Origin of the sequence: Jeongeupia chitinilytica (assembly GCF_014652315.1) — a bacterium.
Taxonomy (GTDB): Bacteria; Pseudomonadota; Gammaproteobacteria; order Burkholderiales; family Chitinibacteraceae; genus Jeongeupia; species Jeongeupia chitinilytica.
This window is the reverse complement of the sequence record NZ_BMYO01000005.1, coordinates 1-25,227: the sequence shown is the minus strand read 5'-3', so window position 1 is coordinate 25,227 and position 25,227 is coordinate 1. Positions and strand designations below refer to the sequence as shown.

23 protein-coding genes are annotated in these 25,227 nt (G+C 62.1%); 12 read left to right on the top strand and 11 right to left on the bottom strand.

Translation table 11 applies throughout. The features are described 5' to 3' along the window. Nucleotides 1-252 precede the first annotated feature (252 nt). The 8 genes from IE097_RS09750 to IE097_RS09715 form a co-directional block, all read right to left on the bottom strand. Entirely contained in the window at nucleotides 253-669 is a 417-nt protein-coding gene (locus tag IE097_RS09750; RefSeq protein ID WP_189460233.1) for a universal stress protein, read from the bottom strand. A 314-nt stretch (nucleotides 670-983) separates the two neighbouring features. After that, the gene (locus IE097_RS09745) at nucleotides 984-3,281 is read right to left on the bottom strand and encodes a heavy metal translocating P-type ATPase (RefSeq protein ID WP_189460231.1); all 2,298 of its coding nucleotides are present in this window, start codon (nucleotides 3,279-3,281) and stop codon (nucleotides 984-986) included. 20 nt (nucleotides 3,282-3,301) lie between these two features. Continuing rightward, nucleotides 3,302-4,288 carry a zinc-dependent alcohol dehydrogenase family protein gene (locus IE097_RS09740; RefSeq protein ID WP_189460229.1) on the bottom strand — a complete coding sequence of 329 codons (987 nt, stop codon included), beginning with the start codon at nucleotides 4,286-4,288 and terminating at the stop codon, nucleotides 3,302-3,304. 17 nt (nucleotides 4,289-4,305) lie between these two features. Further along, nucleotides 4,306-6,990 (bottom strand): bifunctional acetate--CoA ligase family protein/GNAT family N-acetyltransferase, encoded by a 2,685-nt coding sequence (locus IE097_RS09735; RefSeq protein WP_189460227.1) that lies wholly within the window; start codon nucleotides 6,988-6,990, stop codon nucleotides 4,306-4,308. An 11-nt stretch (nucleotides 6,991-7,001) separates the two neighbouring features. Next, on the bottom strand, nucleotides 7,002-7,478 hold the full coding sequence (locus IE097_RS09730) for a universal stress protein (protein ID WP_189460225.1): 477 nt from the start codon (nucleotides 7,476-7,478) through the stop codon (nucleotides 7,002-7,004). 37 nt (nucleotides 7,479-7,515) lie between these two features. After that, nucleotides 7,516-10,191, bottom strand: coding sequence for a formate dehydrogenase subunit alpha (gene fdhF, locus IE097_RS09725; RefSeq protein WP_229797522.1), 2,676 nt, complete (start codon nucleotides 10,189-10,191; stop codon nucleotides 7,516-7,518). Continuing rightward, nucleotides 10,170-11,609 carry an NADH-ubiquinone oxidoreductase-F iron-sulfur binding region domain-containing protein gene (locus IE097_RS09720; protein WP_189460223.1) on the bottom strand — a complete coding sequence of 480 codons (1,440 nt, stop codon included), beginning with the start codon at nucleotides 11,607-11,609 and terminating at the stop codon, nucleotides 10,170-10,172. Before IE097_RS09720 ends, fdhF begins: the two co-directional genes overlap by 22 nt. Nucleotides 11,610-11,765: 156 nt before the next feature. Beyond that, the gene (locus tag IE097_RS09715) at nucleotides 11,766-12,659 is read right to left on the bottom strand and encodes a diguanylate cyclase domain-containing protein (protein WP_189460796.1); all 894 of its coding nucleotides are present in this window, start codon (nucleotides 12,657-12,659) and stop codon (nucleotides 11,766-11,768) included. A 185-nt stretch (nucleotides 12,660-12,844) separates the two neighbouring features. On the opposite strand from IE097_RS09715, the gene IE097_RS09710 reads away from it, so the two are divergent. From IE097_RS09710 to IE097_RS09655, 12 genes are all read left to right on the top strand, one after another. Further along, the gene (locus IE097_RS09710) at nucleotides 12,845-15,514 is read left to right on the top strand and encodes a cation-translocating P-type ATPase (protein WP_189460221.1); all 2,670 of its coding nucleotides are present in this window, start codon (nucleotides 12,845-12,847) and stop codon (nucleotides 15,512-15,514) included. A gap of 220 nt (nucleotides 15,515-15,734) precedes the next feature. Continuing rightward, a complete protein-coding gene (locus IE097_RS09705) occupies nucleotides 15,735-16,553 on the top strand; it encodes a hypothetical protein (protein WP_189460219.1) in 819 nt (272 codons plus the stop codon). 81 nt (nucleotides 16,554-16,634) lie between these two features. After that, entirely contained in the window at nucleotides 16,635-16,841 is a 207-nt protein-coding gene (locus tag IE097_RS09700; protein ID WP_189460855.1) for a helix-turn-helix domain-containing protein, read from the top strand. Further along, nucleotides 16,838-17,098 carry a helix-turn-helix transcriptional regulator gene (locus IE097_RS09695; RefSeq protein WP_189460218.1) on the top strand — a complete coding sequence of 87 codons (261 nt, stop codon included), beginning with the start codon at nucleotides 16,838-16,840 and terminating at the stop codon, nucleotides 17,096-17,098. The genes IE097_RS09700 and IE097_RS09695 overlap by 4 nt, the downstream gene beginning before the upstream one ends. After that, on the top strand, nucleotides 17,085-17,297 hold the full coding sequence (locus IE097_RS09690) for a hypothetical protein (RefSeq protein WP_189460216.1): 213 nt from the start codon (nucleotides 17,085-17,087) through the stop codon (nucleotides 17,295-17,297). The genes IE097_RS09695 and IE097_RS09690 overlap by 14 nt, the downstream gene beginning before the upstream one ends. Then, nucleotides 17,294-17,755, top strand: a complete 462-nt coding sequence (locus IE097_RS09685) for a hypothetical protein (protein ID WP_189460214.1) — start codon at nucleotides 17,294-17,296, stop codon at nucleotides 17,753-17,755. The genes IE097_RS09690 and IE097_RS09685 overlap by 4 nt, the downstream gene beginning before the upstream one ends. Continuing rightward, a complete protein-coding gene (locus IE097_RS09680; RefSeq protein WP_189460212.1) occupies nucleotides 17,748-18,458 on the top strand; it encodes a hypothetical protein in 711 nt (236 codons plus the stop codon). Before IE097_RS09685 ends, IE097_RS09680 begins: the two co-directional genes overlap by 8 nt. Then, on the top strand, nucleotides 18,451-18,594 hold the full coding sequence (locus IE097_RS09675) for a hypothetical protein (protein ID WP_189460210.1): 144 nt from the start codon (nucleotides 18,451-18,453) through the stop codon (nucleotides 18,592-18,594). The genes IE097_RS09680 and IE097_RS09675 overlap by 8 nt, the downstream gene beginning before the upstream one ends. A 20-nt stretch (nucleotides 18,595-18,614) precedes the next feature. Further along, on the top strand, nucleotides 18,615-19,667 hold the full coding sequence (locus tag IE097_RS09670; protein WP_189460209.1) for a DUF7146 domain-containing protein: 1,053 nt from the start codon (nucleotides 18,615-18,617) through the stop codon (nucleotides 19,665-19,667). Then, nucleotides 19,664-21,514, top strand: coding sequence for a DUF927 domain-containing protein (locus IE097_RS09665; protein WP_189460207.1), 1,851 nt, complete (start codon nucleotides 19,664-19,666; stop codon nucleotides 21,512-21,514). The genes IE097_RS09670 and IE097_RS09665 overlap by 4 nt, the downstream gene beginning before the upstream one ends. Next, entirely contained in the window at nucleotides 21,504-22,076 is a 573-nt protein-coding gene (locus IE097_RS09660) for a hypothetical protein (protein ID WP_229797521.1), read from the top strand. Before IE097_RS09665 ends, IE097_RS09660 begins: the two co-directional genes overlap by 11 nt. Before the next feature lie 265 nt (nucleotides 22,077-22,341). Beyond that, nucleotides 22,342-22,536 (top strand): hypothetical protein, encoded by a 195-nt coding sequence (locus IE097_RS09655; RefSeq protein ID WP_189460203.1) that lies wholly within the window; start codon nucleotides 22,342-22,344, stop codon nucleotides 22,534-22,536. 519 nt (nucleotides 22,537-23,055) lie between these two features. Here IE097_RS09655 and IE097_RS09650 read toward each other — a convergent pair. From IE097_RS09650 to IE097_RS09640, 3 genes are all read right to left on the bottom strand, one after another. Then, nucleotides 23,056-23,391 carry a fimbrial protein gene (locus tag IE097_RS09650; protein ID WP_189460201.1) on the bottom strand — a complete coding sequence of 112 codons (336 nt, stop codon included), beginning with the start codon at nucleotides 23,389-23,391 and terminating at the stop codon, nucleotides 23,056-23,058. 140 nt (nucleotides 23,392-23,531) lie between these two features. Then, the gene (locus tag IE097_RS09645) at nucleotides 23,532-24,182 is read right to left on the bottom strand and encodes a response regulator (protein WP_189460199.1); all 651 of its coding nucleotides are present in this window, start codon (nucleotides 24,180-24,182) and stop codon (nucleotides 23,532-23,534) included. Further along, a partial coding sequence (locus tag IE097_RS09640; protein ID WP_189460197.1) for a response regulator occupies nucleotides 24,179-25,227 on the bottom strand: 1,049 nt, incomplete at its 5' end. The genes IE097_RS09640 and IE097_RS09645, both read right to left, overlap by 4 nt.

Here is a 25,227-nt window from a genome sequence, read left to right as displayed (position 1 = left end):
TGGGCAGTGCAAGAATGAGGACTCATCCGCTCCAGAAATCGTCAGGGCTTTAATACCATTCCAACCTACACCGCTCTGCGGAGCATTTGCCCTAGATCAATTGGTGGTGTCAGACGTGTCATCGGTGTCAGGCGAGTGATTTATAAAATCTTTTCCTAAACACCCGACGTGTCATCCGGTGTCATCGGTGTCAGGTCCAACGCATCCAATGTAGACGTTTGTGGAACCCTCCTTCAGCTGAGAGTATTAGGCTCAAGGAAAAGTCAGTACTGGAATAGATGCTCGGGTCACAACAGTCTTCCAGACAATGCCCTCGATTGCATGGATCAATCCACCAGTGTGCTGTTTGCCGATCACCAGTAAGTCGTACCCATCACGCTGGATGACTGCAAGTAGTTGCTCTACTTCGTCCCCCCAAGTTACTTCCAGCTCAAGCTGTACGCCCCATGCCTCGGCCTGTTGCTGCAAAAGTTCGAACTTCGGTGCAATCTGCGTTTTGACCTTTGCAATGAAATCGTCGTCGGACTTGCTCATGACGTTATCGAGCTGTGCCCGGATGACCAGCAGTGTCACCAAGGCGTCTGCAGACTTCGCCATTTCAAGCACCAGACCAGCGGCTTGGTCAGAGAGGTGTACCACATCGAAATCGACCAGAATCTTGGTGAACATGCATGCTCTCCTTGAGAAACCGGGTCGGCATTCTCGCCCGGCATTACTTGCTGATGCGCCAACAGTGCTAATTTAGCGCCACTTGACGTTCCTGTTTTTTGGCAATGTGTCTTGCTACGACAAAGACTGAATTAATCGAGCCTGCTCTGGCGAGCACGGCTCCCGTTCATATCAAGTTCGGAAACAATGATCGGCCGATTGGCACGACTCAGAGAGTCCCACTTGAGATTACAGCTTTTTGATCAAATCAAAATGCGCCACTACGCAACAGGCATCAGAAGGCAACAATGACTACGCTGCTTTTTCAGCAAGGCTCACATCGATTCGCCCAGCGCGAAATAGAGCTCTTCCTCCTGCGCAAAATGCAATCGAATAATTGCGTTCATGCTGTACAGCAAGCCTTGCAACAACTTCAGCGTCGGCTCGTCCGGGCCTTCGGCGGGTAGAGCATCGGTCAGGTTTGTGAGCATTCTTGCGAGGCGAAATATCTCGCGGTGCATGCCGCTCAAGGTCGACATCGGATCGTCGCCGCCGAGCAGCCGCGCGATGCCGGGGTAAAGCTCGGCGTCGTCCTGTCGCTCGTGCGGCAATAGCCGCTCGCGCAGCAAGGTATCGAGCTCGTTCAGTTCCTTGACCGCAGCAGGCCCGGACAGGTCGGCCAGGCGGTCGGCCAGCCAGCCGACCCGATCGAGCACCGGACCGAGCTCGGCGTGCTCGGCTTTGAGGTGCTCGACCTCGGTGACGCTCAAGGTGCCGTGCGGATGCGGTGAGCCTTTTGATCGTGCCCGCAACGCATTCAGAATTACCGCCACGTCGATGGCTTCCTGAAGCACCGCACCGATCAAAGGCGGCAGGAAGCCAAAGGCGGCAAACAGCATCGCCACGCCGGATAGCCCCATGCCGACGCTGACGCTCTGCACCGCGATCCGACGCGCCCGGATGGCGATCAACAATGCGTCGGCCAGCCGGTCGAGGCGATCGACCAGCAACACCACATCCGCCGCCTCGGAAGCAGCGGCAACGCCACGCGCACCCATCGCCACGCCGACGTCGGCCGCCTGCAACGCCGGCGCATCGTTCACGCCGTCGCCGACCATGATCACGATCCGGCCTGCCGCGCGCGTCGCCTCGATGGCCGCCAGCTTGTCGGCCGGCTTTTGTTCGGCGCACAGCGCGTCGACGCCGAGAACGGCGCCGAACGTTTCCGCCACCTCGCGGTGATCTCCAGTCAGCATCGTGATTCGGGTGACGCCGGCTTTCCTGAGCAAACGCAGCGCCCGTGGCGTGTCAGGACGAATTTCATCGGCGAATTGCAGCCCGCCGCAGATCCGGCCCTCAACGCTGACAAACACACCGGTCACGCCGTCAAACCCCAGCCGTCGCAGAAACGCCGGCACCCACGCGGGCAACGTCGGCGCCGTTTCGGACACGAAAGGAAAGTTGCCGACGACGATCGCTTGACCTTGGACTATGCCACGTACGCCGGCACCGGCAGCTTCTTCGACCCGCGTCGGCAGAGACAAGCATAGGCCGCGTTCACGCGCGGCGCTCACCACCGCCTCGGCCAGTACGTGCTTACACGCCTGGTCCAGCGATGCGGCGAGCCGCAGCACCTCATCCGGGCCGAAGGCCGGATCGGACTCGATCGCGACCAGGCGCGCACGGCCGCTGGTGAGCGTGCCGGTCTTGTCGAAAAACAGCGTATGCGCCTGAGCCAGTTGCTCCAGCGCACGGCCATCCTTGACCAACACGCCACGCCGGGCACAACTCGACATGCCGGAAACGATCGCCACCGGCACCGCCAGAATCAGTGGGCAAGGCGTTGCCACGACCAGCACCGCCAGCATGCGCAGCGGATCGCCGCTCAGTAGCCATGCTGTGCCGGCGATCGCGACCGTGAGCGGAACAAACCAGAGCGCATAGCGATCGGCAAGTCGCTCGGCCGACGAGCGGCGCTGGCGCGCGGTCTCGACCAACCGCACGACACCGGCGAAAGTGCTGTCGGCCGCCGCCGTCGTGGCCACCATGTCGAACGCGGCGCCTGCGTTCACGGTGCCGCTAAGCGCGGTCTCACCACTTTGCCGGCTCACCGGCAACGCCTCGCCGGTCAACGCCGCCTCGTCCAGCTCGGCCGGCCCGAGCAGCGAGCCATCGACCGGAATGGTCTCGCCGGCGCGAACCAGCAGCCGATCGCCGCGGCAGATCGCCTCCAGCCCGATCTGGACAACTTGGTCGCCTTCGTAACGATTCGCTTGGCGGGGCGCATGCGCGAGCAAGGCCGCCATCTCCCGCTGCGCCCGCGCCTGCGCGTACTCTTCGAGCGCGCGACCGCTGGCGAGCATCAGCGCGATCGCAGCGGCGGTCAGATTCTCGCCCAGCAGCAACGCACCGCCGATCGCCAGCAAGGCCAGCACGTCGACGCGGCTTTCACGACGGCGTAGTGCCTCGACGCTCGCCAGCAACGTGACGGCAAGCACCGGCAGTGCACCCAACCGCCAGATCCACGCTGCCCGACCGGCGTCGCCGACGAAGTAGACGACGGCGCCCGCCAGCAGCGCCAGCGCCGAGAACAGCAACAATCCCAGATTCACGAAGCGGGTCGGCTCAAGCATCGCGATTGACCGGGAGCCTCTCACCGCAGCGAGAGCACCGCCGCACCCTGGAACTTCCCGTCGCGCAATACGGCCAACGCCGCGTTCGCCTCGACGAGCGGGTAGCACACCACCTCGGTACGCACCGGAATTTGCGGCGCGAGCGCCAGGAAGTCGTCGCCGTCGGCGCGCGTCAGATTGGCGACCGAACAGATCTTGCGCTCTCCCCACAGCAAGGCGTAATCGAAAGCCGGAATCGTGCTCATGTGGATGCCGGCGCAGACCACCGTGCCACCTTTGGCGACAGACCGCAGCGCCGCCAGCACCAGCGCACCAACCGGCGCGAACAGGATGGCGGCGTCGAGTTCGGCCGGGGCCGGCTGCGTGCTGTCGCCGGCCCACGTAGCGCCAAGCGCCAGCGCAAATTGCTGCGCAGGCGCATCACCGGGCCGGGTGAACGCGAAGACCTCGCGCTGCTGATGGATCGCCACTTGGGTGACGATGTGCGCCGCGGCGCCAAACCCGTAGATGCCGAGGCGCCGGCCCTCGCCCGCAGCGCGCAGCGCCCGGTAGCCGATCAGACCGGCGCAGAGCAAGGGCGCGGCCTCGGTATCCGAATACGTGGCTGGCAGTGCGAAACAATAGCGGCAGTCGGCAACGACGTATTCGGCGTAGCCGCCGTCGAGCGTATAGCCGGTGAAACGCGCCTGGTCGCACAGGTTTTCCCGGCCAGACAGGCAATAGCGGCAGTGGCCGCAGGTTTGCCCCAGCCACGGCACGCCGACCCGGTCGCCTGATTTGAAACGCGTTACGCCCGGCCCCGGTACGCAGACCTCACCGACGATCTCGTGCCCCGGAACCAGCGGGTAATGCGATTCCGGCAGCTCGCCGTCGACGATATGCAGATCGGTCCGGCATACGCCGCAGGCGTGGACCCGGATCAGCAGCTGCCCTTCGTTCGGCGCAGGGATTTCCCGCGTTGCCTCGCGCAGCGGCAGGTGCGCCGCATCAAGTAGCATTGCTCGCATCGGTTTCGTTTCCTCGATCAGCCGGAGCCGGGTTCAAGCTCCAGCGTCGCCCGCACGACCTCGGACTCGCTCGTGGCGTCGATGCGAAAACCGCAATCTCGCGCTAGTGCAACCATACGGATGTTCTCCCTGAGGATTTCCCCGACTAAGCGGGTCGTACCCTTGCCGCGGGAATAATCGATGATTCTGCCCAGCAGGATGCCGCCCAGCCCATGCCCCTGAATGTTCGAACGAACGGCGATCGCGAATTCGGCGTTCACGTTGTCCGGATCGGCGATAGCCTGCACCATGCCCAGCATCCGTTCACGACGCTCGCAGCTTTCATCGTCGACCAAGGCGACCAGCCCCATCTCACGGTCGTAATCGATCTGCGTCATTCGCGCGAGCTGCGAATGTGGCAACTGGCGAACCGTGGCGAAAAAACGGAAATGCATGTCTTCCGGCGTCAGCGCGGCGAAGAAATCAAGGTAGTGCGCCTCGTCGTCGGGGCGAACCGGGCGCACGCGCAAGCGCCAGCCATCCCAATCCAGCGTCTCTTCCAACTCCTGAGGGTAAGGCCGGATCGCCATACGCGCCGCGTCGGCCGGCGCGACGACAATGCGGGCATCGAGCGCCAGCACGCCTTGCGCGTCGGCCAGCAGCGGGTTGATGTCGAGCTCAACCAACTCGGGCAGATCGCACACCAGCTGCGACAGCTTCACCAGCGTCAGATGGATCGCGTCGAGGTCGGCCGGCGGCTGGTTGCGAAAGCCGGCGAGCAGCTTGGCGACGCGCGTTCGCGATACCAGTTCCGCGGCCAGCTTGAGATTGAGCGGCGGCAACGCTACGGCCCGGTCGGCGATTACTTCGGCCGCTGTGCCGCCATGACCAAATAACAGTACCGGGCCGAAAACGCGATCGGTGGCGACGCCGACGATCAACTCGAGCGCACCGGCGCGCTTGGCCATTGGCTGCACGGTGAATCCGTTCAGCTGTGCCTGCGGGTATTGCTCGCGAATGCGCCGCGACATCGCTTGCGCTGCCAGCCGGGCCTGTTCCGGCGTTGCAAGGTCGAGCGCGACGCCGCCGACGTCCGATTTGTGCGTGATGTCCGACGATAGGATCTTGATGGCGACCGGGCCGTCGAATTGTGCGGCAAGCCGCTCGACGTCCTCGTCGTCGCGCGCGATGCGTGTCCGCACCGTGGCGATGCCGTAGGCTGCCAGCACCGCCTTAGCCTCCGGCTCGGTCAACACGCTGCGGCGCTCGGCCAGCGCTTCGCTCACGATCGAGCGCGTACTCTCTTGATCCGGCACGAACGCCTGCGGCAGCGACGGCGGCGTTTCCATTAGTGCATCCTGGTTGCGGCGGTATGCAAGCACATGCTGGAACGCCTGCACCGCCCGTTCGGGCGTGTCGTAAACCGGAACGCCGGCCTCGCGACTCAGGCGCCGCGCGACGCTGACCGCTTCGCTACCTAACCAGCAGGCAAAGACGCTGCAACGCGCTTCGCTCAGTAGCGGCAGGATGGCTGCCGCGATCTCGGCGCTGGGCACGATCGCCGTCGGCGCGTGGACGAACAGCAAGGTGCCGGTTTCCGGCGCGTCGAGCAGCGCCTTCAGTACCCGGACGTAACGCTCGATGGGCGCGTCGCCGCCGATATCGACCGGGTTTGCCGCCGACGCGCTGGCCGGTAGGATTTCGCCGAGCCGGCGCATGGTCTCGGTGCTCAAGCTCGCCAGCCGGCCGCCGCCGATGATCAGCGCGTCGGTCGTCATCACGCCCGCGCCGCCTCCATTGGTGACGATCACCGCGTCGTCGCGACTCTGGCCGGTGACGCGCGCTAGCGTTTCGACGGCGTCGAACAAATCCTCGGTCGTCGCAACGCGCAGCATGCCGGCGCGGCGGATCGCCGCATCGTAGACATCGTCTGCGCCGGCTAGCGCACCTGTGTGCGACGTCGCCGCGCGCGCGCCGTCCGGAACGCGCCCGGCCTTGATCATCACAACCGGCTTGTTGCGCGCTGCGGCGCGCGCCGCCGACATGAACTTGCGCGCTCCGCGGATCGACTCGATGTAAAGCAGGATGGCGCTGGTTTCGGCATCGCTGGCCAGATAGTCGAGCAGATCGCCGATGTCGACGTCTGCGCAGTCGCCGACCGAGATGAAGTGCGAGAAGCCGATGCCCTTGGCGTTGGCCCAGTCGAGCACCGCCGTCGTCAACGCGCCTGACTGCGAGACGAAAGCCAGCTTTCCCGAGAGCGCATTGGCGTGCGCGAAGCTCGCGTTCAGGCCGATGCCGGGCGAGAGCACGCCGACGCAATTCGGCCCGAGAATGCGCAACAGCCGGGGTCTAGCGGCGGCGAGCATCGCCGTCTCGACGCATTGGCCGTGCCGGTACGCGGTGCGCGCTAGGCCTGCCGTGAGCACGATCGCCGCCGTGGTTCCGCGATCCCCCAACTGCTCGATCAGCTCAGGTATTGTCGACGGCGGCGTGCAAATCACTGCCAGATCAGGTGGCGCGGGCAGCCTGTCGACGTGCGGATAAACCGGCACGCCAGCCAAGCTCTCGTACTTGGGGTTGACCGCCATGATCGGCCCGCCAAACCCGCCACCGAGCAGATTGGCCAGCACAGTCGCGCCGACGCTGTGTGCTTTCTCCGAAGCGCCGATCAGCGCAACTGACTGGGGGCGCAACAGGTACTCGAGATTGCGGATCGTCATGCCGCACGCGCTTATGCCTGTGTAGTCCCATCCCCACGAACCAACAGCATCGGAACCGGGCTCGCATGCAGGACGCTTTCGGCATCGCTGCCCATTACCAGTCCGCGCAGGCCACGTCGGCCGTGCGTACCCATCACGATCAGATCAGCTGGCCAACTACGTGCTTCAGCAATGATCTTGTCTGCAACATTGGGCGTGTAGCATTCGGTAGCGCAGACTTCGACGCGTAGATCCGGGCTCTCAATGGCCAGCCGAGCCGCCTGCAGAATGTCCCTGCCGACCTCCCTGAGCTTGACTTCATACTCCTTCAGTCCACTCATCCCACTTAGACCAGTCATGCCGGTCGGATCCATATAAATCAGGTGCAGATCGATGACATGGAACAAGCGCACCGTTGCGCCAAGGGCACGCGCCAGACCCGCCGCTTGGCTTAACCCCTGATTGGCTGCCGGGCTACCATCAACGGGAACCAGAATATGGGAAAACATGATTGCACCTCCTCAACGTGTGGACAGGAAATCGTCATCAGCCATCGCTACGGGCTCGTTCGACCCAAACAGCCGTCACCTTGTATTCCGGCGTATGCACCTGTCGGTCGCGCACCAGCGAAGTCAGCCGGTTGACGAACAGCTCGGGCCGGTGGAATGACGCGAACAGCTGCCCCGTCCGCACGACATCGGTGATGCGCAGCGGCAGCGTCGTCATGCCGTGGCGGCTATGCACATGCACCGGTTCGCCGTCGGCCAGCCCGAGACGCGCCGCATCGCCCGGCGACATGTCGAGCGTGTCGCTCGAGCGCAGCGCGGCATTGGGCGTGCGGTAACTCATCGTTCCGGCATTGAAGTGGTAAAGCGTGCGGCCGGTGGTCAGCAGCAAGGGGTAGTCGTCGTCGATCGTTTCGGGCGTCGGTACGAAATCGATGCAGGCCAGCGCCGCAGTCTTGCCTGCGGAAAACCGCTCCCGGTGCAGGACGGGCGTGCCAGGGTGATGCTCGTCCGGGCAGGGCCAGTGCAGGCTTTCGCGCTCGATCCGTTCGTATGAGAGCCCCGCGCCATCGGGCCACAGCGTTCGCACTTCATCCCAGATCGCGCGCGGATTGTCGAAGCAGAAGCCCTGCGGATGGTCGAGCCGGGCTGCGAGCGCCTGGATGATCCACCAGTCGGGCCAGGCATCGCTAGGGGGCGGCACCACGGCGCGGATGCGCTGCACCCGCCGGTCCGAATTCATGAAGGTGCCTTCTTTTTCGAAGAACGATGCCGCCGGCAGGAAAACGGTGCCGAAGGCGCACGCAGTCTCGTTCAGGAACAGGTCCTGCACAATTACGAGGTCGAGCTTCGCCATCGCCGTGCGGCTGGCGGCTTCGTTGGCGAGCGACAGATAGACGTCGTAGCCGAACGCCCATAGCGCCTTTAGGTTGCCATCGCGCGCCGCATCGATCATCTGCAGCAAGTCCATCCCGTGCGTAGCCGGCAACTTGCAGCCCCACGCCGCTTCGAAGCGCGGGCCGGCGTCCTTGATCAGTTGCGATCCGGTCAGCGTGGCCGGATCGCAGCCCATTTGCGCCGAACCCTGCACATTGTTCTGGCCGCGCAAGGGGTTGATGCCAGCGCCGGGCTTGCCGAGGTTGCCGCTGAGCAAGGCGAGGTTGATCAGCGTCATCACGCCTTCGGTACCTTGCAGGTGCTCGGTCATGCCGAGGCCGTGAAAACACATCGCCGGCTTAGCCGTGGCGTAGATTCGCGCCGCGGCGCGAATGTCAGCAGCGGCGACGCCGCACTCGCCCGCGACCCGCTCGGGTGCGTATTCGGCAACGAAAGCCGCGAAATCGTCGAAGCCGCTCACGCGCTCGGTGAGGAAAGCATAATCGAGCAAATCCTCTTCGATCAGCGTTGCCGCCAGCGCGTTGAACAGCGGCACGTTGTACCCAGGTTTGACAGCCAGATGCACGTCGGCGAGCTGCGCCAGCTCGGTGCAACGCGGATCGACCACGACGAGCTTGGCTCCACGCAGCACTGCCTGCTTGATGCGCGCGCCGACCACCGGGTGGTTCTCCGTCGGATTGACGCCGCACAGCAGCAAAGCATGGGCGTGCTCGATATCGTCGAAACAGTTGGTCGCAGCGCCCGTGCCGAGCATGGTCTTGAGCGCCTTCGCGCTGGGCGTGTGACAGACACGCGCGCAACAATCGACATTGTTAGTGCCGAGCACGACGCGGGCGAATTTCTGCGCCAAGTAGTTTTCTTCGTTGCTGGCGCGCGCCGAGCCGAGCACGCCGATCGCATCGGGTCCATCGCGGGCGACAATGTCGCGCAGGCGGCCGGCGATGAAATCGAGTGCGTCGTCCCAGCTTACCGCTTGCCATTCGCCATTGCGGCGGAGCATTGGCGTGGTGATCCGATCCGGCGCATGGTTGAACTCGAACGCGTAGCGCCCTTTCACGCACAGGTGGCCGCGATTGGTCGGATGATTGGCCGGCCGAACCGCGACGACCTTGCCGTCGCGGCTGCTGACGTCCATCTGGCAGCCGACGCCGCAATAGACGCACGTCGTCCGGGTCCAGTACTCGATGGCTTCCGGGCCGCGCTTGTCGAACAGTGCGCCGGTTGGACAGCTGTCGACGCACGCGCCGCAGCTGACACACCCTCCCTCGAGTAACGTCGGTCCCTTGCCAGGGGCGACGCGGGTATCCTCGCCGCGGTTCCAGACTTCCCATACGAATTGGCCTTGTAGTTCTTCGCAGATTCGCACGCAGCGATTGCAATGAATGCAGCGATCCATTGCCACGCCGAGATAAGGGTGGGTTTCGTCTTGGAACAAACACTCGCGCGTCGCCCCTGCTGCAACAACGCCGTACTGACCTAGCAGGCGGTGGAAAGCTCGCTCCGGTTCGGCTAACACGGCCTGTGGCGGATAGTGCTCCGCGATCAGCTCCAGGTTAGTCCTGCGCAATGCTTCGAGTTTCGGGGTGTGCGTTCGAACCTGCATGCCGTTTTCGACGACAGTTGCACAACTTGCAACTGGGCGAGACAGGCCTTCGACTTCGACGACGCAAAGCCGACAAGCACCTATCGGTGTGATTCGATCGTCGTGGCAGGTGTGCGGTACTGCTGCTCCTGCATGTTCTAGCGCATCGATCAGCCGTGTTCCGGCCTGCACTTCCTGCGCTACCCCGTTGATGGTTAGCCGAAGCATGCCGCCCATTCCTCGCTGTAATGGGTTCGCACCGCGCGGGCGAACTCGGCCAAGCCGCGGCCGTGTCCGCACAGGCTGGTTTGGCCCAGTGCTTCCAGCAATGCATCGCACTGCGCCGCATCTCCCAGACTGCCATCGCGAGCAGCCTCGAACATCGCTGCCAGCTTCGGCGTACCAAGATGGCACGGCGTGCATTTGCCGCAGGATTCGCGCGCACCGAAACGCAACACCTCGGCGACAATGGCCACAAGCGGCATGTCTTCGGCAAACGCGATCACCCCGCCGTGGCCGACCGCACAACCGATCGCCTGCATTTCCTCGTAGCCAAGCCGGGTCGACAACAGCGCTGGGGGCACGATGCCGGCGAGCGGGCCACCCACCATTACGCCTTTGAGCCGACCTCGGCGTAGCCCCAGGCCCAGATAGTCGATCACCTCGGAAAGCGGGATGCCGAACTCGACCTCGTATAGCCCCGGCCGATTGAACAGCGAATTGAGAGACAGTAGCTTGGTACCGCGACTGAGCGAGAACCCGAGCGCCGCATACGCTTGCGCACCATGCGTGACAATCCACGGCACCGCGCACAACGTTTCGACGTTGTGCACCAGCGTCGGCATGCCGAACAGACCGTGTTCAGTCAGTTGCGGCGGGCGCATTCGAGCCTCGGGGCGGCTGCCTTCGAGCGCGTTGAGCAGCGCAGTTTCCTCGCCGCATAGATAGCTGCCCTCGCCGATCACGCATTCGAGATCGAAGCACTCGCCCAACCAACCGGCCTCGCGCGCCTCGCGCAAGGCATCAGCAATCACCCGAGCCGCGTCGGGATATTCCTTGCGCAGGTAGAGATAGCCCTGTGTTGCGCCGGTTGCGTATGCGGCGATGATCGCAGCCTCGATCAAGCGGAACGGATCACCTTCGAGCAGCAGTCGGTCGGAGAAGGTGCCGGGGTCGCCTTCGTCGGCATTGATGACAAGATATTTTTGCGGCGCGTCCTGTGCGGCAATCGCCTGCCATTTGATCCCGGCAGCAAAACCGGCACCGCCACGACCGCGCAACCTCGACGACTCGATCAGCCGCAGCAGGTCAAGCGGCGCCATCGCCATTGCGGCCATGCGAGCTACACCACCACCATGCTGCAGATATTCGGCTAGGGTGCGAGCACCGCCGACGCACAAATTGCTCAGTAACACGCTATGGCCGCTATGGACCGCGATATATGGTGCCGGGTCGTGATCGGTATCGCTAGGAGATGCATAACACTTGCCTAGGCAATAGATCGGCGAGCGCTGCCGACATGCTTTTGCCCAGCGTACCGGATCGTCCGCATGGGCGGCAAAGCAGGCCAAACCATTGCAGGAACTGCTTCCAAGCTGCCTACCAGCCAAGTGATAAAAGCTTGCAGTAGCCGCATGGCGTTGCAACGACTTCATATTGGCACCCCTCGCACGCCGAGATGCGGCGCGCCGGACATGCACCCACCATAGCGGGTCGCACCCTGCCTACTATAGCCAGTGACTCAAAGGTAACCTTACACTGAATCGAGTACGGCGCGATCAGCGGATCTGGCTTCCGTACTTACGGAGCACTCATTCGTTTTCTGTCCAGAAACCATAGTTATTTCCCCCCATGGCCTTGACCCGATACATTGCAGCATCAGCTTTGCGCAACAAAACCTCGGCGTTATCGCCGTCTAACGGAAACACGCTGACGCCGATACTGATGCGCACGCAGACCTGGTAGTCACCAAAAGTGAACGGCGGACTAAACGCGTCCAGTACCTGCTTGGCGACTGGTTCTATATCGCTGATATTCCCGATACGCGTTGCCAGCACGATGAACTCGTCTCCGCCCAGCCGGGCGACAACATCCGCTTTACGCACCGCGCCTGTGAGCCGTTCGGCTACAGCGTTCAGCAACTGATCGCCAATTGAATGGCCTAGTGTGTCGTTCACAGCTTTGAAACGGTCTAGATCGAGAAACATCAACGCCAGATTTTCTTTGCGTTTCACCGCATATTCGATCGCTCTGTTGAACAACTCGAAGAACAGGGTGCGATTTGGCAGACCGGTCAAACCGTCGTGGTAAGCCATGCGCTGCATCCGCCCCTGATCCGCTTGGCGTTGAGAAACGTCGTGCTGGATCGCCACAAAGTGCGTCACATCGCCATCTGAACTGAACAACGGCGTAATGACCTGATTGACCGTGTAAAGGCTACCGTCCTTGCGCCGCTCGACCAATTCTCCCTGCCAAGGCTGTCCGATCAGAATCGTTTCCCACATCTCCAGGTAAAACGCCCGATCTTGTATGCCAGAGTGGACGATATGTGGCGTTTGGCCGAGGAGCTCGGCAACATCGAAGCCACTAAGTCGACAGAACGCATCATTCACCCAGACAATGCGGCCGCCGCGGTCGGTGATCAGAATCGCGTTCGCAGCCCTAGTCAGCGCTTGACTCAATAAGGCTTGACCCTTGTCTGACATCATCTACTCCCGATCTCATGCACCTAGCGCGACCAGCGGCATGCCGTTGAAGTACGCCCTTGAAATCAAGGCTAATCTGTATTCACTCGGATCAGAAGTTGGCACAACTTAATGGCAGCCGGGCGGCGTACCACGACGCATCCGTGCCTCGCCACTTGCGGGCATGCAATCGGGATGATCTTTTGATGGATATTGGCGAGCGTCGCTGGCATAGCCTGGATTGCGCCCAAGCCATGCATGCACTGGCAGTGTCTCCGGCCGAAGGACTGAGCTCGGCAGTAGCAGCTGAACGGTCCAAGCAGTACGGCGAAAACCAGCTGGCTGAGGCAGTGATCCGCCCGCCTTGGCTCAAATTCGTCGACCAGTTCCGAGGCTTCCTGATCATGGTGCTGATGTCCGCAGTACTGCTGGCACTGGCAATTGGTCACCTCGAGGATGCGTTGGCGATTCTGATTGTGATCGTGCTAAACGCGACGATCGGATTCATCCATGAGCGACGTGCCGAGCGCACGCTGTCGGCCCTCAAGGGAATGCTCACACCACACACCCGAGTGCGTCGCGAGGGTGTCGTCAGGGATATCGAAACCCGGTTGCTGGTGCCCGGCGACATCGTGCAGCTCGAAGCCGGCGGGCGGGTTCCTGCTGACGGTCGCATACTGGCCGCTCACTATCTGGAAGTCGACGAGGCCACACTGACCGGCGAATCACAGCCAGTGTGCAAGAGCAACGTCGCACTCGCCGATGCAGATCTACCGCCGGGTGATCGCATCAACATGCTGTTCATGAATACCGTAATCACCCGCGGTCGGGCCGAACTTCTCGTGACCGCAATCGGAATGCAAACCGAGGTGGGACAGCTCGCTGGCTTGATCGCGACGGCCGACGCCGGCACAACTCCGCTGCAACAGCAGCTTGACCTACTCGGAAAGAAACTGGCGGCGATCGCGGGCACCGTCGTTGTGCTGATCTTCGTTCTCGACTTTAACAATGGCGTTCCGTGGATACAGGCAGCTGTAACCGCCGTTGCACTGGCAGTAGCTGCAATTCCCGAGGGACTACCTGCCGTAGTAACTGTTACGCTGGCTATCGGCATGTGGCGGATGGCCAAACATCGCGCAATCGTCCGGAAACTATCTGCGGTTGAGACGCTAGGCTCGACGACGGTAATCTGCTCGGATAAGACCGGAACGCTGACGGCGAACCAGATGACCGCGCGGGCTGGCTACTTCGCCGGCCGGCACTTTTCGGTCAACGGCGAGGGTTATCTGCCCACCGGCAAGATCGCCTGGCCAGACAACGCGCCGGCACTTGCGCCTTTGCTGCTGCCAGCGGTGCTTTGCAGCGAGCCATGCGTACGCGAAGGACAACTGATCGGCGACCCAACCGAAGGCGCATTGTGGGTGCTGGCGCAGAAAGGCGGTGTTGACCCGGACGCCGCACGAACTAGCTGGCCACGTATCGCCGAAATTCCATTCGACTCGGCCAACAAGTTCATGGCCACCTTCCATCACGCCGGCGACATGGTGGAAATGGCGATCAAAGGTGCGCCGGACGTGCTGTTGGCGCGCTCGACACGCTGGTTAGGTCCCGACGGCGAACAACGGCTCGACGCTGGATCTCGCGAGCGGATCGAACGCGAGAACGAAGCGCTTGCACGAAAAGCCTTGCGCGTTATTGCACTGGCCAAGCTGCAAATTCCAGCAAACGCGTTCGATCCCGCCTGCGAACTGGCGAACTGGACTTGCAACTGGACCTTTCTCGGACTCGCCGGTCTGACCGATCCGCCACGCCCCCAGGCCAAGGCTGCGATCATGCAGTGTTCCGACGCGGGAATCACGGTGAAGATGATTACCGGCGATCACAAGGCGACCGCAATGGCGATCGCTCGCGAACTAGGTCTGGCTGGTGCGGCCGTCAGCGGCAACGAGCTCGAGGCGATGGACGACGCTACGTTGGCCGGTGCCGTAGAAGGCATTTCAGTCTTCGCCCGAGTATCGCCGGCGCACAAGGTACGGATCGTGCGCGCACTGCAGGCGGCAGGGCACGTCGTCGCAATGACCGGCGATGGTATTAACGACGCGCCAGCACTCAAAGCGGCCGACATCGGCATTGCAATGGGCAGGACTGGCACCGCCGTCACTCGAGAGGCTGCAAAACTGGTGCTCACTGACGACAATTTCGCCACTATCGTTCAAGCGGTGCAGGAAGGACGCGTTGTTTACGACAATATTGTCAAGTTCGTGCGCTTCCAACTCTCGACCAATATCGGCGCGATCCTTACAGTGCTTGGAGCGACGCTTCTTGGCTGGCCAGCGCCTTTCACTGCGATTCAACTATTGTGGATTAACGTCATCATGGACGGTCCGCCTGCAATGACACTCGGTATCGAGCCAGCCCGCCCCGGCTTGATGCATGACCGACCTCGACCGCGATCGGAGCAAATCCTTCGCGGTCCACGCTTGCTTCGACTAGTGATATACGGGCTGACTATGACGGCTGGCACATTACTGATATTTCGGCATGGCCTAGCCACTCACGGCCAGCCCTATGCACTGACGCTGGCGTTTACCACCTTCGTACTGTTTCAGCTTTTCAACGCATTCAACGCCCGCGCCGAATATGACAGTGCCCTCGGCACGATGTTTTTCAGTAACGGGAGGCTGTGGCTAACACTAGCTTCTGTGTTGGCGATGCAAGGGTTGGCTGTCCACTGGGCCTCGGCGCAAATGGTATTCGATACTGTCGACCTGACTGTAAGTGACTGGATCATGGCCCTTGCAATCGCATCATCGGTGTTGCTGCTCGACGAAGCACGCAAGGTAATTTGGCGTTGCTGCCGTTCTCAAGGCAACTAACACTCAAACGTTTCTCCGTTTGTTACGACCAAGTACGCTCAAACGTGTCCATTTCAGCGTTGCTCCAACACTGGACAATTACAAGGAGTAGTGGCGTCGACTAATCACATTGGCCAGCCCCGCCCACCACGCGAAAATCCCCCAACTCGGCATTGCCCGGTTTGAGCCGCCCCCAGTACGCTCCGAAGGCCTGCGAATTAGAGCATTTTCGGAAGCCAACATGCTGTCGACCTTTACCCTTTCACTGGGCAATACGTTCGCTCGTCTTGCACCGGGGCCATTCAATCGCTGGATCGCAGAGGACTTCACCTCCGGCTTGCCGCAGCTCGCCGCCAAACTGAAAGGGGCACTGGTCGAATCTGTAGGCCTGCCGCTGGATCAGAACAAGCAGCCGCAGGATCCGGAGCAATTCGAACCAGCCTGGACGGCACGCCTAGCGCAGTTGCAGACGTATGCTGCGGTCGTTGATACGGCCCTCGCCATCGCTCAGACCCGACTGCAGGACTGGCTGGATGATGTCAATCCCGAACACGATCTGCCTGCGGATCAGATCTACCGGCTGGACGTGGACGAGACCGACTCGTTCTACCGCGTCACCCAGCTCGATTATGTGCGGAAGCACCTTCAGCCCGGCGGGGAGACCTTAGCCGAACTTTCCGATGGCGATTTCGATCTGATCATTCTGGCGTGTTCGCTGCACGATGCCGAACTGTGGCGCGATGCAGGCCAGACCGATCAGGCGATGTCGTGCATGGCATTTGCTGCACAGGTGGCAGCGCTCGGCACTGCAGCCATGATGGCCGATGAAGCCCGGCAACAGATCATTGAACAGCGTCGCCAACAGAACCGTAGCAACGCGGCCTGCAGCCATGGCAACAAGCGAGGCCGGCAGATCAACGTGGATCCGCAAGCGGTCATTGCCACCCGGACGGCGTTGATTGCCGGCGGCATGCCCGTCCGGAATACCGCGGCAGTGCTGGCGAAGCGATTCGGCTGCTCGGCGTCCTACATCCGCTCGATCGTCGCGGCCGATCATTAAAGAAGTGCAAGCTAACCGTCGGTTTGCTTGCGTTCCGGTTATTAAACTTGCGCCTGTCTTCACTCAAACAGGAGCAAGCCTGTGCAAAACAGCGCAACCACCGATCCCCTCCTCGACCCGACCGCGACCAGTGCACGCATCGGGGTCGCCGAAGCGACCCTTGCCACCTGGCGTTGTCGCGGCAACGGCCCGGCCTACCTCAAGCGTTTCGGCAAGGTGTATTACCGCCTCAGTGACGTGGAAGCATTCCTGGCCGCCCGGACCACCCAGTACGGAGGCAAGCAATGAAGGCCCTCGTTCAAGTATCAGCGTCCTCCATAGCTGCAGTTGCACCTGCAGTAGATCATCTGTTGCGTCTTCAGGCAGTATGCCGGCAAGTGGCGCTGTCGCGCAGCTCGATTTATGCCGCGATTGCTGCCGGCACCTTCCCGAAGCCGATTCGGCTCGGTGGCAACAGTGTTGCCTGGCTGCAGAGTGAAGTGTCGGCATGGGTCGCCGAACGCATTGCGGAACGCGATCAGGAGGTGGCCCGTGAACGCGCATGAACTGCAGTCGCGGCTGCCACCTGCAGCGTGTCCGGACATGGTCACGCTCGAAACACTGGTGCGGGCGGAATACGCCTTCCTCGCTGCCCGGCTGTTGACCAAGGGCGATGACACGCGGGCGATGTGGCTGGTGTCGCTCAGTTCGATCCTGCATCCGGGTGACACGGCCGGACCGGCCTGCCGTGAGGGCCAGCGATGAACCCGTTTCGACGAATTACCGATCGCACCACCCTTGCCGGCTGCAGAGTGCCGGCGCACAATGACCGGGTCGTGTTCAATAGCGCGACCGGGCTTGGCGGCCCGAACATCGAGGCGGACAACCGCCGCTCAGGCGGCTTTTTTACGTCCGTCATTACCCTTGGTACGCCTTCAATGGTGGGCCTTGGTAGGGGTGCGCTTGCGCACGCCGGTTCCTTGATGCCGGTCCGCCAACCTTGCCATGCGCCCACCCCCTTCGCTTGGCGGCGAATGGTGGGCTTCACGCTCATCAAGGAGGCCACCATGCCCCAGACTGCCCTTCGTGCGTTCACCACGCACGCTTTTACCGCGCTCACCGCGATCCTTGTTTACGCCCGTTGCCCCGAACTGACTTTGCTTGCCGTCGTGGCCGGCCTGCTTTGCTACGGCATCGCCCATCGTGGAGGTGCCCATGACTGAACGGCACAACCCCGCATCACTGGCACAACTGCGTGCCTTTACTGATGTGTCCGAACTGGCAAAGGAAACCATGGATCAACTGGTCGAACTGTTGCTGGCCCTCGAAGCGCTCCCCGACGAAGCGGGTCGGCAGATGCGCAGCATTGCGCGTTCGGCCCGTTGCGAACTGCAGCTGATGCACGCACAGGTCGATGGGGTGCTGGGTACGCAGGGTGCGAGCACGATGGCACCTCACTGCACCAACTTAGCCCTGTGGACCGAGCAGGAGGTATTGCAGCGTTTACCGGTCGTTGCGATCTCCGAGCTTCACAACCCGCTGTACCGCCACTTCGCCGAATGGCAGGCACAGCAGTGGGGAGTGACGGGTGATCATGCATCGGTCCGGCTGCTGGCATCGGTGCTGCAGGCGCTGGAACGATTCCGTTCGGGACAGGGGCTGCATTCGAGTGCCATTCCCTTAGCGGCGCTGACCGATCTATCGTCGCAGGCCGGCGAGGCGCTGGACGAATTGCAGGGCGTACTCAAGGTGTTCGAACTGCTGCCGGACACCGCTGGCGAGCAGATGCAAGTACTGGCCCGGCTGGCGAGCCGGCAGGCCGGCAGCCGGATCGATCAGCTCGATTGCGAGTACCACGCCGTCGTGGATCTGGCGCAACTGGCCGAGCGCCGTGCGCCACAGGTACAGGCGGTGCTGCATGCGTAAACCGACCCGCAATACCGCGCTGCTGAACCGCGCGACCCGTGACCGAATTGCCGCTGCGCTGGCCGGCCTGAAACAGGCCCGGCCCACCCGGCCGCAACGTGCTGCGGCACGTTCGTCCCGCCCTTCCCGCTTCTAAGTCCTTCAGGAACCCTTCCCATGACAACGACCTCGATCGAGGCCGGCAGGCCCGGCTACGCCCAAAAAACCCGACTCGACCTTCAACACCTCAAGACCCTGGCCCGCGATCGCTGGCCGGTGCTGCTGCAGGCCGCCGGGATCGATGCGGCCTTCCTGCGTAAAAAGCATGGTCCCTGCCCCGTTTGCGGCGGCAAGGACCGTTTCCGGTTTACCGACCGCGACGGTCGTGGCTGCTTCGTCTGCAACCACCATCGTCCGGACGGCGGGGACGGTTTCCAGCTGCTGGCCGACTGGTTGCGTTGCGACTTCCTCGGTGCGACCCGCTGGGTCGCCGATCATTTCGGTGGCCACACGGTGGTTGCAGCAGTCGATCCGGCCGAACTGGCACGGCGTGCCGCGCGGGAACAGGCCGAGCAGGAACGGCAATGGGCCAAGGCCCGGGCCCGCAATGCCGCCTTGTGGCAGGAGGCGCAGCCGGTCGATGCCGATTCGCCGGCGGGCTGGTATCTGGCAGGACGGGGGCTGGTGCTTGATCACTATCCCAAGGCTCTGCGGTTTCACCCGGCTTTACCGTACTGGCATCCACAGGATGGCAAGCCGGTGCAGCTCGGTCACTTCCCGGCACTGCTTGCCGCGGTACAGGCCGCCGATGGCACACCGGTGGCCTTGCACAAGACCTACCTCGATCGCGACGGCCGCAAGGCCGACGTGCCGAGCGTGAAGAAATGGAGCAGTCCCTGCGGCCCTACCCGGGGTGCGGCGGTACGACTGTTTCCGGCCGGACCGCAGCTGGCGATCACCGAAGGGATCGAGACCGCCCTTGCAGTGCACTGTGCCAACGGCCTGCCAGTGTGGGCCGGGCTGTCGGCCTACGGCATGGCGCAGGCGGTGTTGCCGGCAGAAGCCGTCGAGGTGTTCATCTTCGCCGACCATGACGACAACGGCACCGGTCAGCAGGCGGCCGATACCCTCGCCGCCCGACTACTGGCCGAGGGCCGTACGGTGCGGGTGCTGCTGCCATCGGCCCCCGGGCGGGACTGGCTGGATGTACTGGTCGGAGGTCGGGCATGAGTGATGACCTTGCATTACTGATGGATCCGGCTACAGCCCTGCCTCTTTCTGCTACAGCCAACGACAAACCCAAAGCCAAGACAAGCTCCAAGGCGACGAACAAGTCTGCCGCCAGTTTCGAGCGCTTCCGCAGCAAGACCGACGGCGTCTGGTACCGGCCCGACGAAGACACCGAACCGCGCAAACTGTGCGGACCGCTGCAGATCGTCGCGCAGGTACGGCATCTGGACGGCAGTGGCTGGGCGGTGCTGGTGCAGCTGGCCGATCTGGACGGGACGTCCAAGGCGCACCTGATTCCACGCGCCAAACTGCTGTCGGACCAGTCATCCAAGGTGCTGGAAGAATTGGCCGAGAAGGGTTTGTGGTTCTCGTATGCCGCCGACCTGAAGAAGCTGATGTTGCAGTACCTGCAAACCGGCATCGATGCGCCGCGCGCCCGGCTGGTGCCGCGCACCGGTTGGCAAGGTCCGGCCTTCGTGCTGCCGGAACGGATCATCGGTAACGGTAGAGAGCTGCTGGTCTATCACGGTGGTGCCAGTGCCGAGTTGGTCTCTTCCGGAACGCTGGCCGGCTGGCAGGAGGGGATTGCTCGCTACGCGGTCGGCAATCCGTTGCTGGCCCTGACGTTGTCGGCGGCACTGGCCGGACCCTTGATGGCCTTCTTCGGCATGGACTCGGGCGGTTTCCATCTGGCCGGACCGTCGAAGAACGGCAAGAGCGTCGCCTGCCGCGCAGCGGCATCGGTGTTCGGTGCCCCACCGCGTTACGAGAAGTCGTGGCAGACCACCGCCTCCGGCGCCGAAGCCCAGCTCGAAGCCCACAACGACCTGCCCCTGATCCTCGACGAGATCGGCCGCGCCAAGGCCTCGGATGTGGCGGCGGTGGTGTACATGCTGAGTCAGGGCCAGGGCAAGAGCCGCAGCCGCGCCGATGGCGGTTTGCGGGCGATGACGCGCTGGCGCTGTTTCGTCTTGAGTAATGGCGAACACTCGGTCGCCGATTACCTGAAGATGCATGGCGTACCGGTCAATGCCGGCCAGCTGGCGCGCTTGCTGCATGTGAGTGCCGAACGCGCACATGGGGCCTTTGACGATCTGCACGGCTTCGCCGATCACCCGGCGCTGTGCTCGGCGATCGCCAAGGCCGCCGACCAGCATCATGGCGTGGTCGGGCTGGCGTGGCTGGAACAATTGGCCGGACTCGATCACGATCTGTTGCGGCAGCAGTTGGCCAAGGCGCAGAGCGCGTTTGCCGCGGCCTTCGTCCCGGCCGGTGCGTCGGGTCAGGCCCGGCATGCGGCGAACTACTTCGCCCTCGCCGCCTTTGCCGGCGAAACCGCCACCGCAGCTGGACTGACGGGCTGGCCGGTGCAGATCGCATGGCAATCGGCCGGACTGTTGTATACGGCATGGCTCAAGCAACGCGGCGGCGCCGGCAACGAGGAAGACCGGCAGATCCTGCGGCAGGTACGGCTGTTCTTCGAGCAGCACGGTGAAGCCCGCTTCACCCGCTGGGACCGGGAGGATGCGGTCATCGACGAACACGGCCCGAAGACGCTGGCCCGCTGCGGCTTCCGCAAGACCGAGCTGATCTGTGAGTCCGGCAAGGCAAGCGGTGCCCAGCACAGCGAGACCACCTACTACGTGCTGCCGAATTCGTGGGCCAGCGAAGTGCTCAAGGGGCTGGACCTGAAGCGCGCCAACCGGCTGCTGCTCGAACTCGGTGTGCTCCTGCAAGGCAAGGACGGGAAAGCCTCCCGCACCCAATGGCTGCCCGGAATGGGCTCGCCCCGGGTCTATGTCGTGACGCCGACGCTTTGGAAACTCGGAGCCGATGATGAAGCGTGAAAGCGGTTCAGTACTTAACTGGCTCGACTCGCTGTGCGTGCCGGATGAGCCCCAGGAAGGTAGCACTGACGTCCATAACCTGACACCGATGACGCCGGGTGACGTATCGGGTGTCACGACAAAATCCTATACAGATCAACGTCCTGACACCCATGACACGCCTGACACCACGAAATCGACTACCCCTGGGGACACCGCGCTACGGGCTGGCGTGCAGGACACCCTTCGCGACGCGGAATTGACCACTACCGAGTGGTCGCTGTGGCGGGAGATCACCGGACAGGTCGCCGACCATCTGGGCTGCAATGATCGAGACCGGTCGCTCCTGCTGCGGCAACTGGCAGAGCAAGGGGCACCGTTCAGATCGACCCTGCTGGGCATGGCTCGAACGCATGCGTTACCGATGACGGCGCGCTTCGACTTCTGGCAGCTCGCCTACCCCGGCCACGCCATCCTGCGCGTCGTCACACCGACGTATGCAGGCTTCATCGCCATCCCAGGCTCATGCGCCGGTGCCCAGCTCTACCATCAAGCCACCGCCGTCCTGTCCCCGGTACCATAGGAGTCTGGGTCCTTTCGGAGGGGACCCTCACGGGTCACGTGGCAGCGCAGGTCTGCCAAGAGCCGATTGCCGAACATTGCCGTCCGGCTCGCATACGGCGAACTACTTCGCCCTCGCCACTTTTGCCGACGATGCCGCTACGGCAGAGGGACTCACGGGCTGGTCGGCACAGACCGCGTGGCGATCGGCCGAGCTGTTGTATACGGCGTAACTCAAGCAACGCGATGGTGCCGGCAACGAGGAAAGCCAGCAGATCCTGCGGCAGGTGCAGCTGTTCTTCAAGCAGCACGGTGAAGCTCGTTTCACCCGCGGGGACCGGGAAAACGCGGTGATCGACGAACACGGGCCCAAAACCCTCACCCACTGCGGCTTCCGCAAAACCGTGCTGATCTGTGAGTCCGACACAGCCAGCGGTGCCAAGCACAGCGAGACCACCTTTTACGTACTGCCCAACTCCTAGGTCAGCGAAGTGCTCAAGGAGCTGGACCTGAAACGGGCCAACTGGCTGTTAACTTGCGCTAGAGGTGCTGTTGCCCGACAAGGGGGGCAAAGCCTCCGCACCCAGTGCTACCCGGGATGGGGTCGCGCCGGATCTATATCGTGGCGCCGGCGCGGTGGCAGCCCGAAGGGGATGACGAGACGTGAAGACGGTGATTTGCTCGACTGACTCGAAGATCGACGCACACCAATTGAAGACTGCGGTAGCAACGAAGACGGACAATCAATGAGGGGGTCTTAGGATATCCGTAGAACCCCGGAAGATTTAGACCTCGAAGGTTGTTTCCATCCCCGTCCAAGTTAACCCCCATTTAGTTGAAAGTATGATGCATATAGTTTTGGAGGTAAAAGTCAATTCTATTTTTAGTACCCCGCAATGCGCCGGGTGGTTTACGAGTTCGCAAGGGCGCGCTGGCGGCTAACGTCACCAAATTATCGCTGACTTCAGGGCGGACTACCTAGCCGACTTTAGCCACACCGCTCAGAGATATTCCAACTGCAGAACAACCCTTGAATTGTTCATCACCAAAGACGGGAGGGCTCGGTTCAAATACATTACTGCACCCGAGGGCATGCCCGATATGCCAACCGTTGTATTTGTCGCTACATGCTGCGAGCAGCCGGTCAACAGATTGGCGCTTGCCTGTCCGGACTGCATGAAGGCATTCCGGTCGATGGAGCAGGCAGACTCGACAATCTCCCCACTGAAAGTCAGCACGCCCCCCTGGGCATCACGTGCAAATGCTGAAGACGTGGGTACCAAGGCAGAAGCGGCAAGGAACAGGCCCGATGCGACGCAATTGAAGAGTTGGCTCATACATACCTCCCGTTAAAGGTATGTAATTTTTAGCACCCATTTTGAGAAAAATCCTATGGACTTGCACCCTTGTTGCTATTGCCACATAGTAAATAATGACAAAAGAATAAAATTAAGTTATGCGTAATGAAATGCGTGAGTCAAAGTAAGCCATTACGCATGGCATATTCGTACAGCTCCTTGTCACTTGATATTCCCAGTTTTTGCTGTGCCGCAATTTTCTGATGACTGATCGTCTTCACACTTCGGTGCAACATCAGAGCAATTTCGGAAACCGTGTTTCCTCCGACAAACAACCTCAGTACTTCCGACTCTTTCTTGGACAGCGCTGTCTGGGATAGATCCCCGCTAGAAGTCAGCTGTTTGAGACGGGCCTCGTCCAGGATTTTTTTTACCGCAGCATCCAGATATTTGCCACCCGCGGCAACCGCGCGCACGGCATCGGCCACTTCATCCTGCCTGCCGCTCTTCAGCAAGATGCCGTCCCCGCCGGCTTCGAGAATATTTTCGAGCAGTAAGGGGTTGGTCATCATCGTCAGGATGATCAGCTTCACCTCCGGGTACTTGCGTTTGACATACAAAATCAGGGTCAAACCGTCGCCATGCTTGCCACCCGGCATGTAGAAATCGCTGATCAGCACATCCGGCCTTACCCGGTCCAGCAGTTCGGCCAGTCCGGTAGAGTCTGCGGCTTCGCCACAAATTTCGAGCCCTGGCATGTCTTCCAAGGCCATGCGGATACCCAGCAAGACAATCGGATGATCATCGGCCAATACAATTTTGATGTTCATGACGAAGCCTCCAGTACAGGACACAAATAGTCTTTCAGTAACTCAATATGTTCGCCGACATTCGTCAATGCACCTTCAGCGGCACATTCTTCCAGACGGGAGCAATAGTCCACGGCTTCGATTGCACCGATGGTCGCCAATGCCCCTTTCAACCGATGCGCATGCACGTTGACCGAAGCAGAATCACCGTTCGCGATGGCCGCAAGCATGGCAGACCAATCTGCCCGGGTTGTCGAAATGAATAGCGCCCGCATGGCAGGTTTGATGCGCTCCAGATAAGGCATCACATTGGTTGCGGAAGAGGCAGAAGATCCAGCAACGACCATCGGCTGCAGCACTTCTTTCAGTGCAGCCAGAGAGACGGGCTTGATCAGGTAGCCATCCATTCCCGCCGCCAAACAACGCGCGCCCTCGTCACTCTGTGCATTCGCCGTCACCCCGATGATCGGCACCCGAATCCCGTCGACCCGCAACTGCCGGGTCAGCGCATAACCGTCCAGATGCGGCATGTTCACGTCGGTCAGCATCACGTCACAACGTTCACCCCGCTGCCAGCGCTGCAACGCTTCGCGCCCGTCTGCGGCCAGGCTTACCGTACAGCCCAGCTGCTCCAGCTGTTCGGTCAGCACCAGCTGGTTGATCGGGTGGTCTTCCACCACCAGCACGTGCAGCGATTTGTTCGCCACCGGTATGACACCCGATGCCACATGCGCGGGGCTTTCCTCCTGGCCACCGGCCGAGCGCAATGCGGCCAGCAGGCCCCGTTGGCACAGACCGTTGACATGCCAGCCGTCTTCGCGCCACTCGGGCGTCGGTGTGCCTTCGGGTTCGAGCCAGACGACCTGGCCACCGGCTGTAACCGGACGGTGCGGCCACGCCACCAGCAGCAGCTCGGACGGGCCCGGCGGCGCCGTCTCGCTGTACGACTGGGCCTGGCCGCCGGCATGCCGCACTAGGGCAATCAGGTTCTCGCGCAGATCGCCGGCGCTGGCCAGCACGTGTACCGGCGGCACGCCCGCCAGACTGGCCGGTTGCCGCCGTTCGG

Excerpts from the sequence above, each read along its gene's own strand:
- IE097_RS09715 (WP_189460796.1), bottom strand. The coding sequence starts at position 12,659 with ATGTCAGACAAGGGTCAAGCCTTATTGAGTCAAGCGCTGACTAGGGCT.
- IE097_RS09705 (WP_189460219.1), top strand. The coding sequence starts at position 15,735 with ATGCTGTCGACCTTTACCCTTTCACTGGGCAATACGTTCGCTCGTCTT.
- IE097_RS09750 (WP_189460233.1), bottom strand. The coding sequence starts at position 669 with ATGTTCACCAAGATTCTGGTCGATTTCGATGTGGTACACCTCTCTGAC.
- IE097_RS09740 (WP_189460229.1), bottom strand. The coding sequence starts at position 4,288 with ATGCGAGCAATGCTACTTGATGCGGCGCACCTGCCGCTGCGCGAGGCA.
- IE097_RS09720 (WP_189460223.1), bottom strand. The coding sequence starts at position 11,609 with ATGAAGTCGTTGCAACGCCATGCGGCTACTGCAAGCTTTTATCACTTG.
- IE097_RS09645 (WP_189460199.1), bottom strand. The coding sequence starts at position 24,182 with ATGAACATCAAAATTGTATTGGCCGATGATCATCCGATTGTCTTGCTG.
- IE097_RS09665 (WP_189460207.1), top strand. The coding sequence starts at position 19,664 with ATGAGTGATGACCTTGCATTACTGATGGATCCGGCTACAGCCCTGCCT.
- IE097_RS09735 (WP_189460227.1), bottom strand. The coding sequence starts at position 6,990 with ATGACGATCCGCAATCTCGAGTACCTGTTGCGCCCCCAGTCAGTTGCG.
- IE097_RS09745 (WP_189460231.1), bottom strand. The coding sequence starts at position 3,281 with ATGCTTGAGCCGACCCGCTTCGTGAATCTGGGATTGTTGCTGTTCTCG.
- IE097_RS09730 (WP_189460225.1), bottom strand. The coding sequence starts at position 7,478 with ATGTTTTCCCATATTCTGGTTCCCGTTGATGGTAGCCCGGCAGCCAAT.
- IE097_RS09670 (WP_189460209.1), top strand. The coding sequence starts at position 18,615 with ATGACAACGACCTCGATCGAGGCCGGCAGGCCCGGCTACGCCCAAAAA.
- IE097_RS09675 (WP_189460210.1), top strand. The coding sequence starts at position 18,451 with ATGCGTAAACCGACCCGCAATACCGCGCTGCTGAACCGCGCGACCCGT.
- IE097_RS09710 (WP_189460221.1), top strand. The coding sequence starts at position 12,845 with ATGGATATTGGCGAGCGTCGCTGGCATAGCCTGGATTGCGCCCAAGCC.
- IE097_RS09695 (WP_189460218.1), top strand. The coding sequence starts at position 16,838 with ATGAAGGCCCTCGTTCAAGTATCAGCGTCCTCCATAGCTGCAGTTGCA.
- IE097_RS09680 (WP_189460212.1), top strand. The coding sequence starts at position 17,748 with ATGACTGAACGGCACAACCCCGCATCACTGGCACAACTGCGTGCCTTT.
- IE097_RS09660 (WP_229797521.1), top strand. The coding sequence starts at position 21,504 with ATGAAGCGTGAAAGCGGTTCAGTACTTAACTGGCTCGACTCGCTGTGC.
- IE097_RS09685 (WP_189460214.1), top strand. The coding sequence starts at position 17,294 with ATGAACCCGTTTCGACGAATTACCGATCGCACCACCCTTGCCGGCTGC.
- IE097_RS09650 (WP_189460201.1), bottom strand. The coding sequence starts at position 23,391 with ATGAGCCAACTCTTCAATTGCGTCGCATCGGGCCTGTTCCTTGCCGCT.
- fdhF (WP_229797522.1), bottom strand. The coding sequence starts at position 10,191 with ATGGGCGGCATGCTTCGGCTAACCATCAACGGGGTAGCGCAGGAAGTG.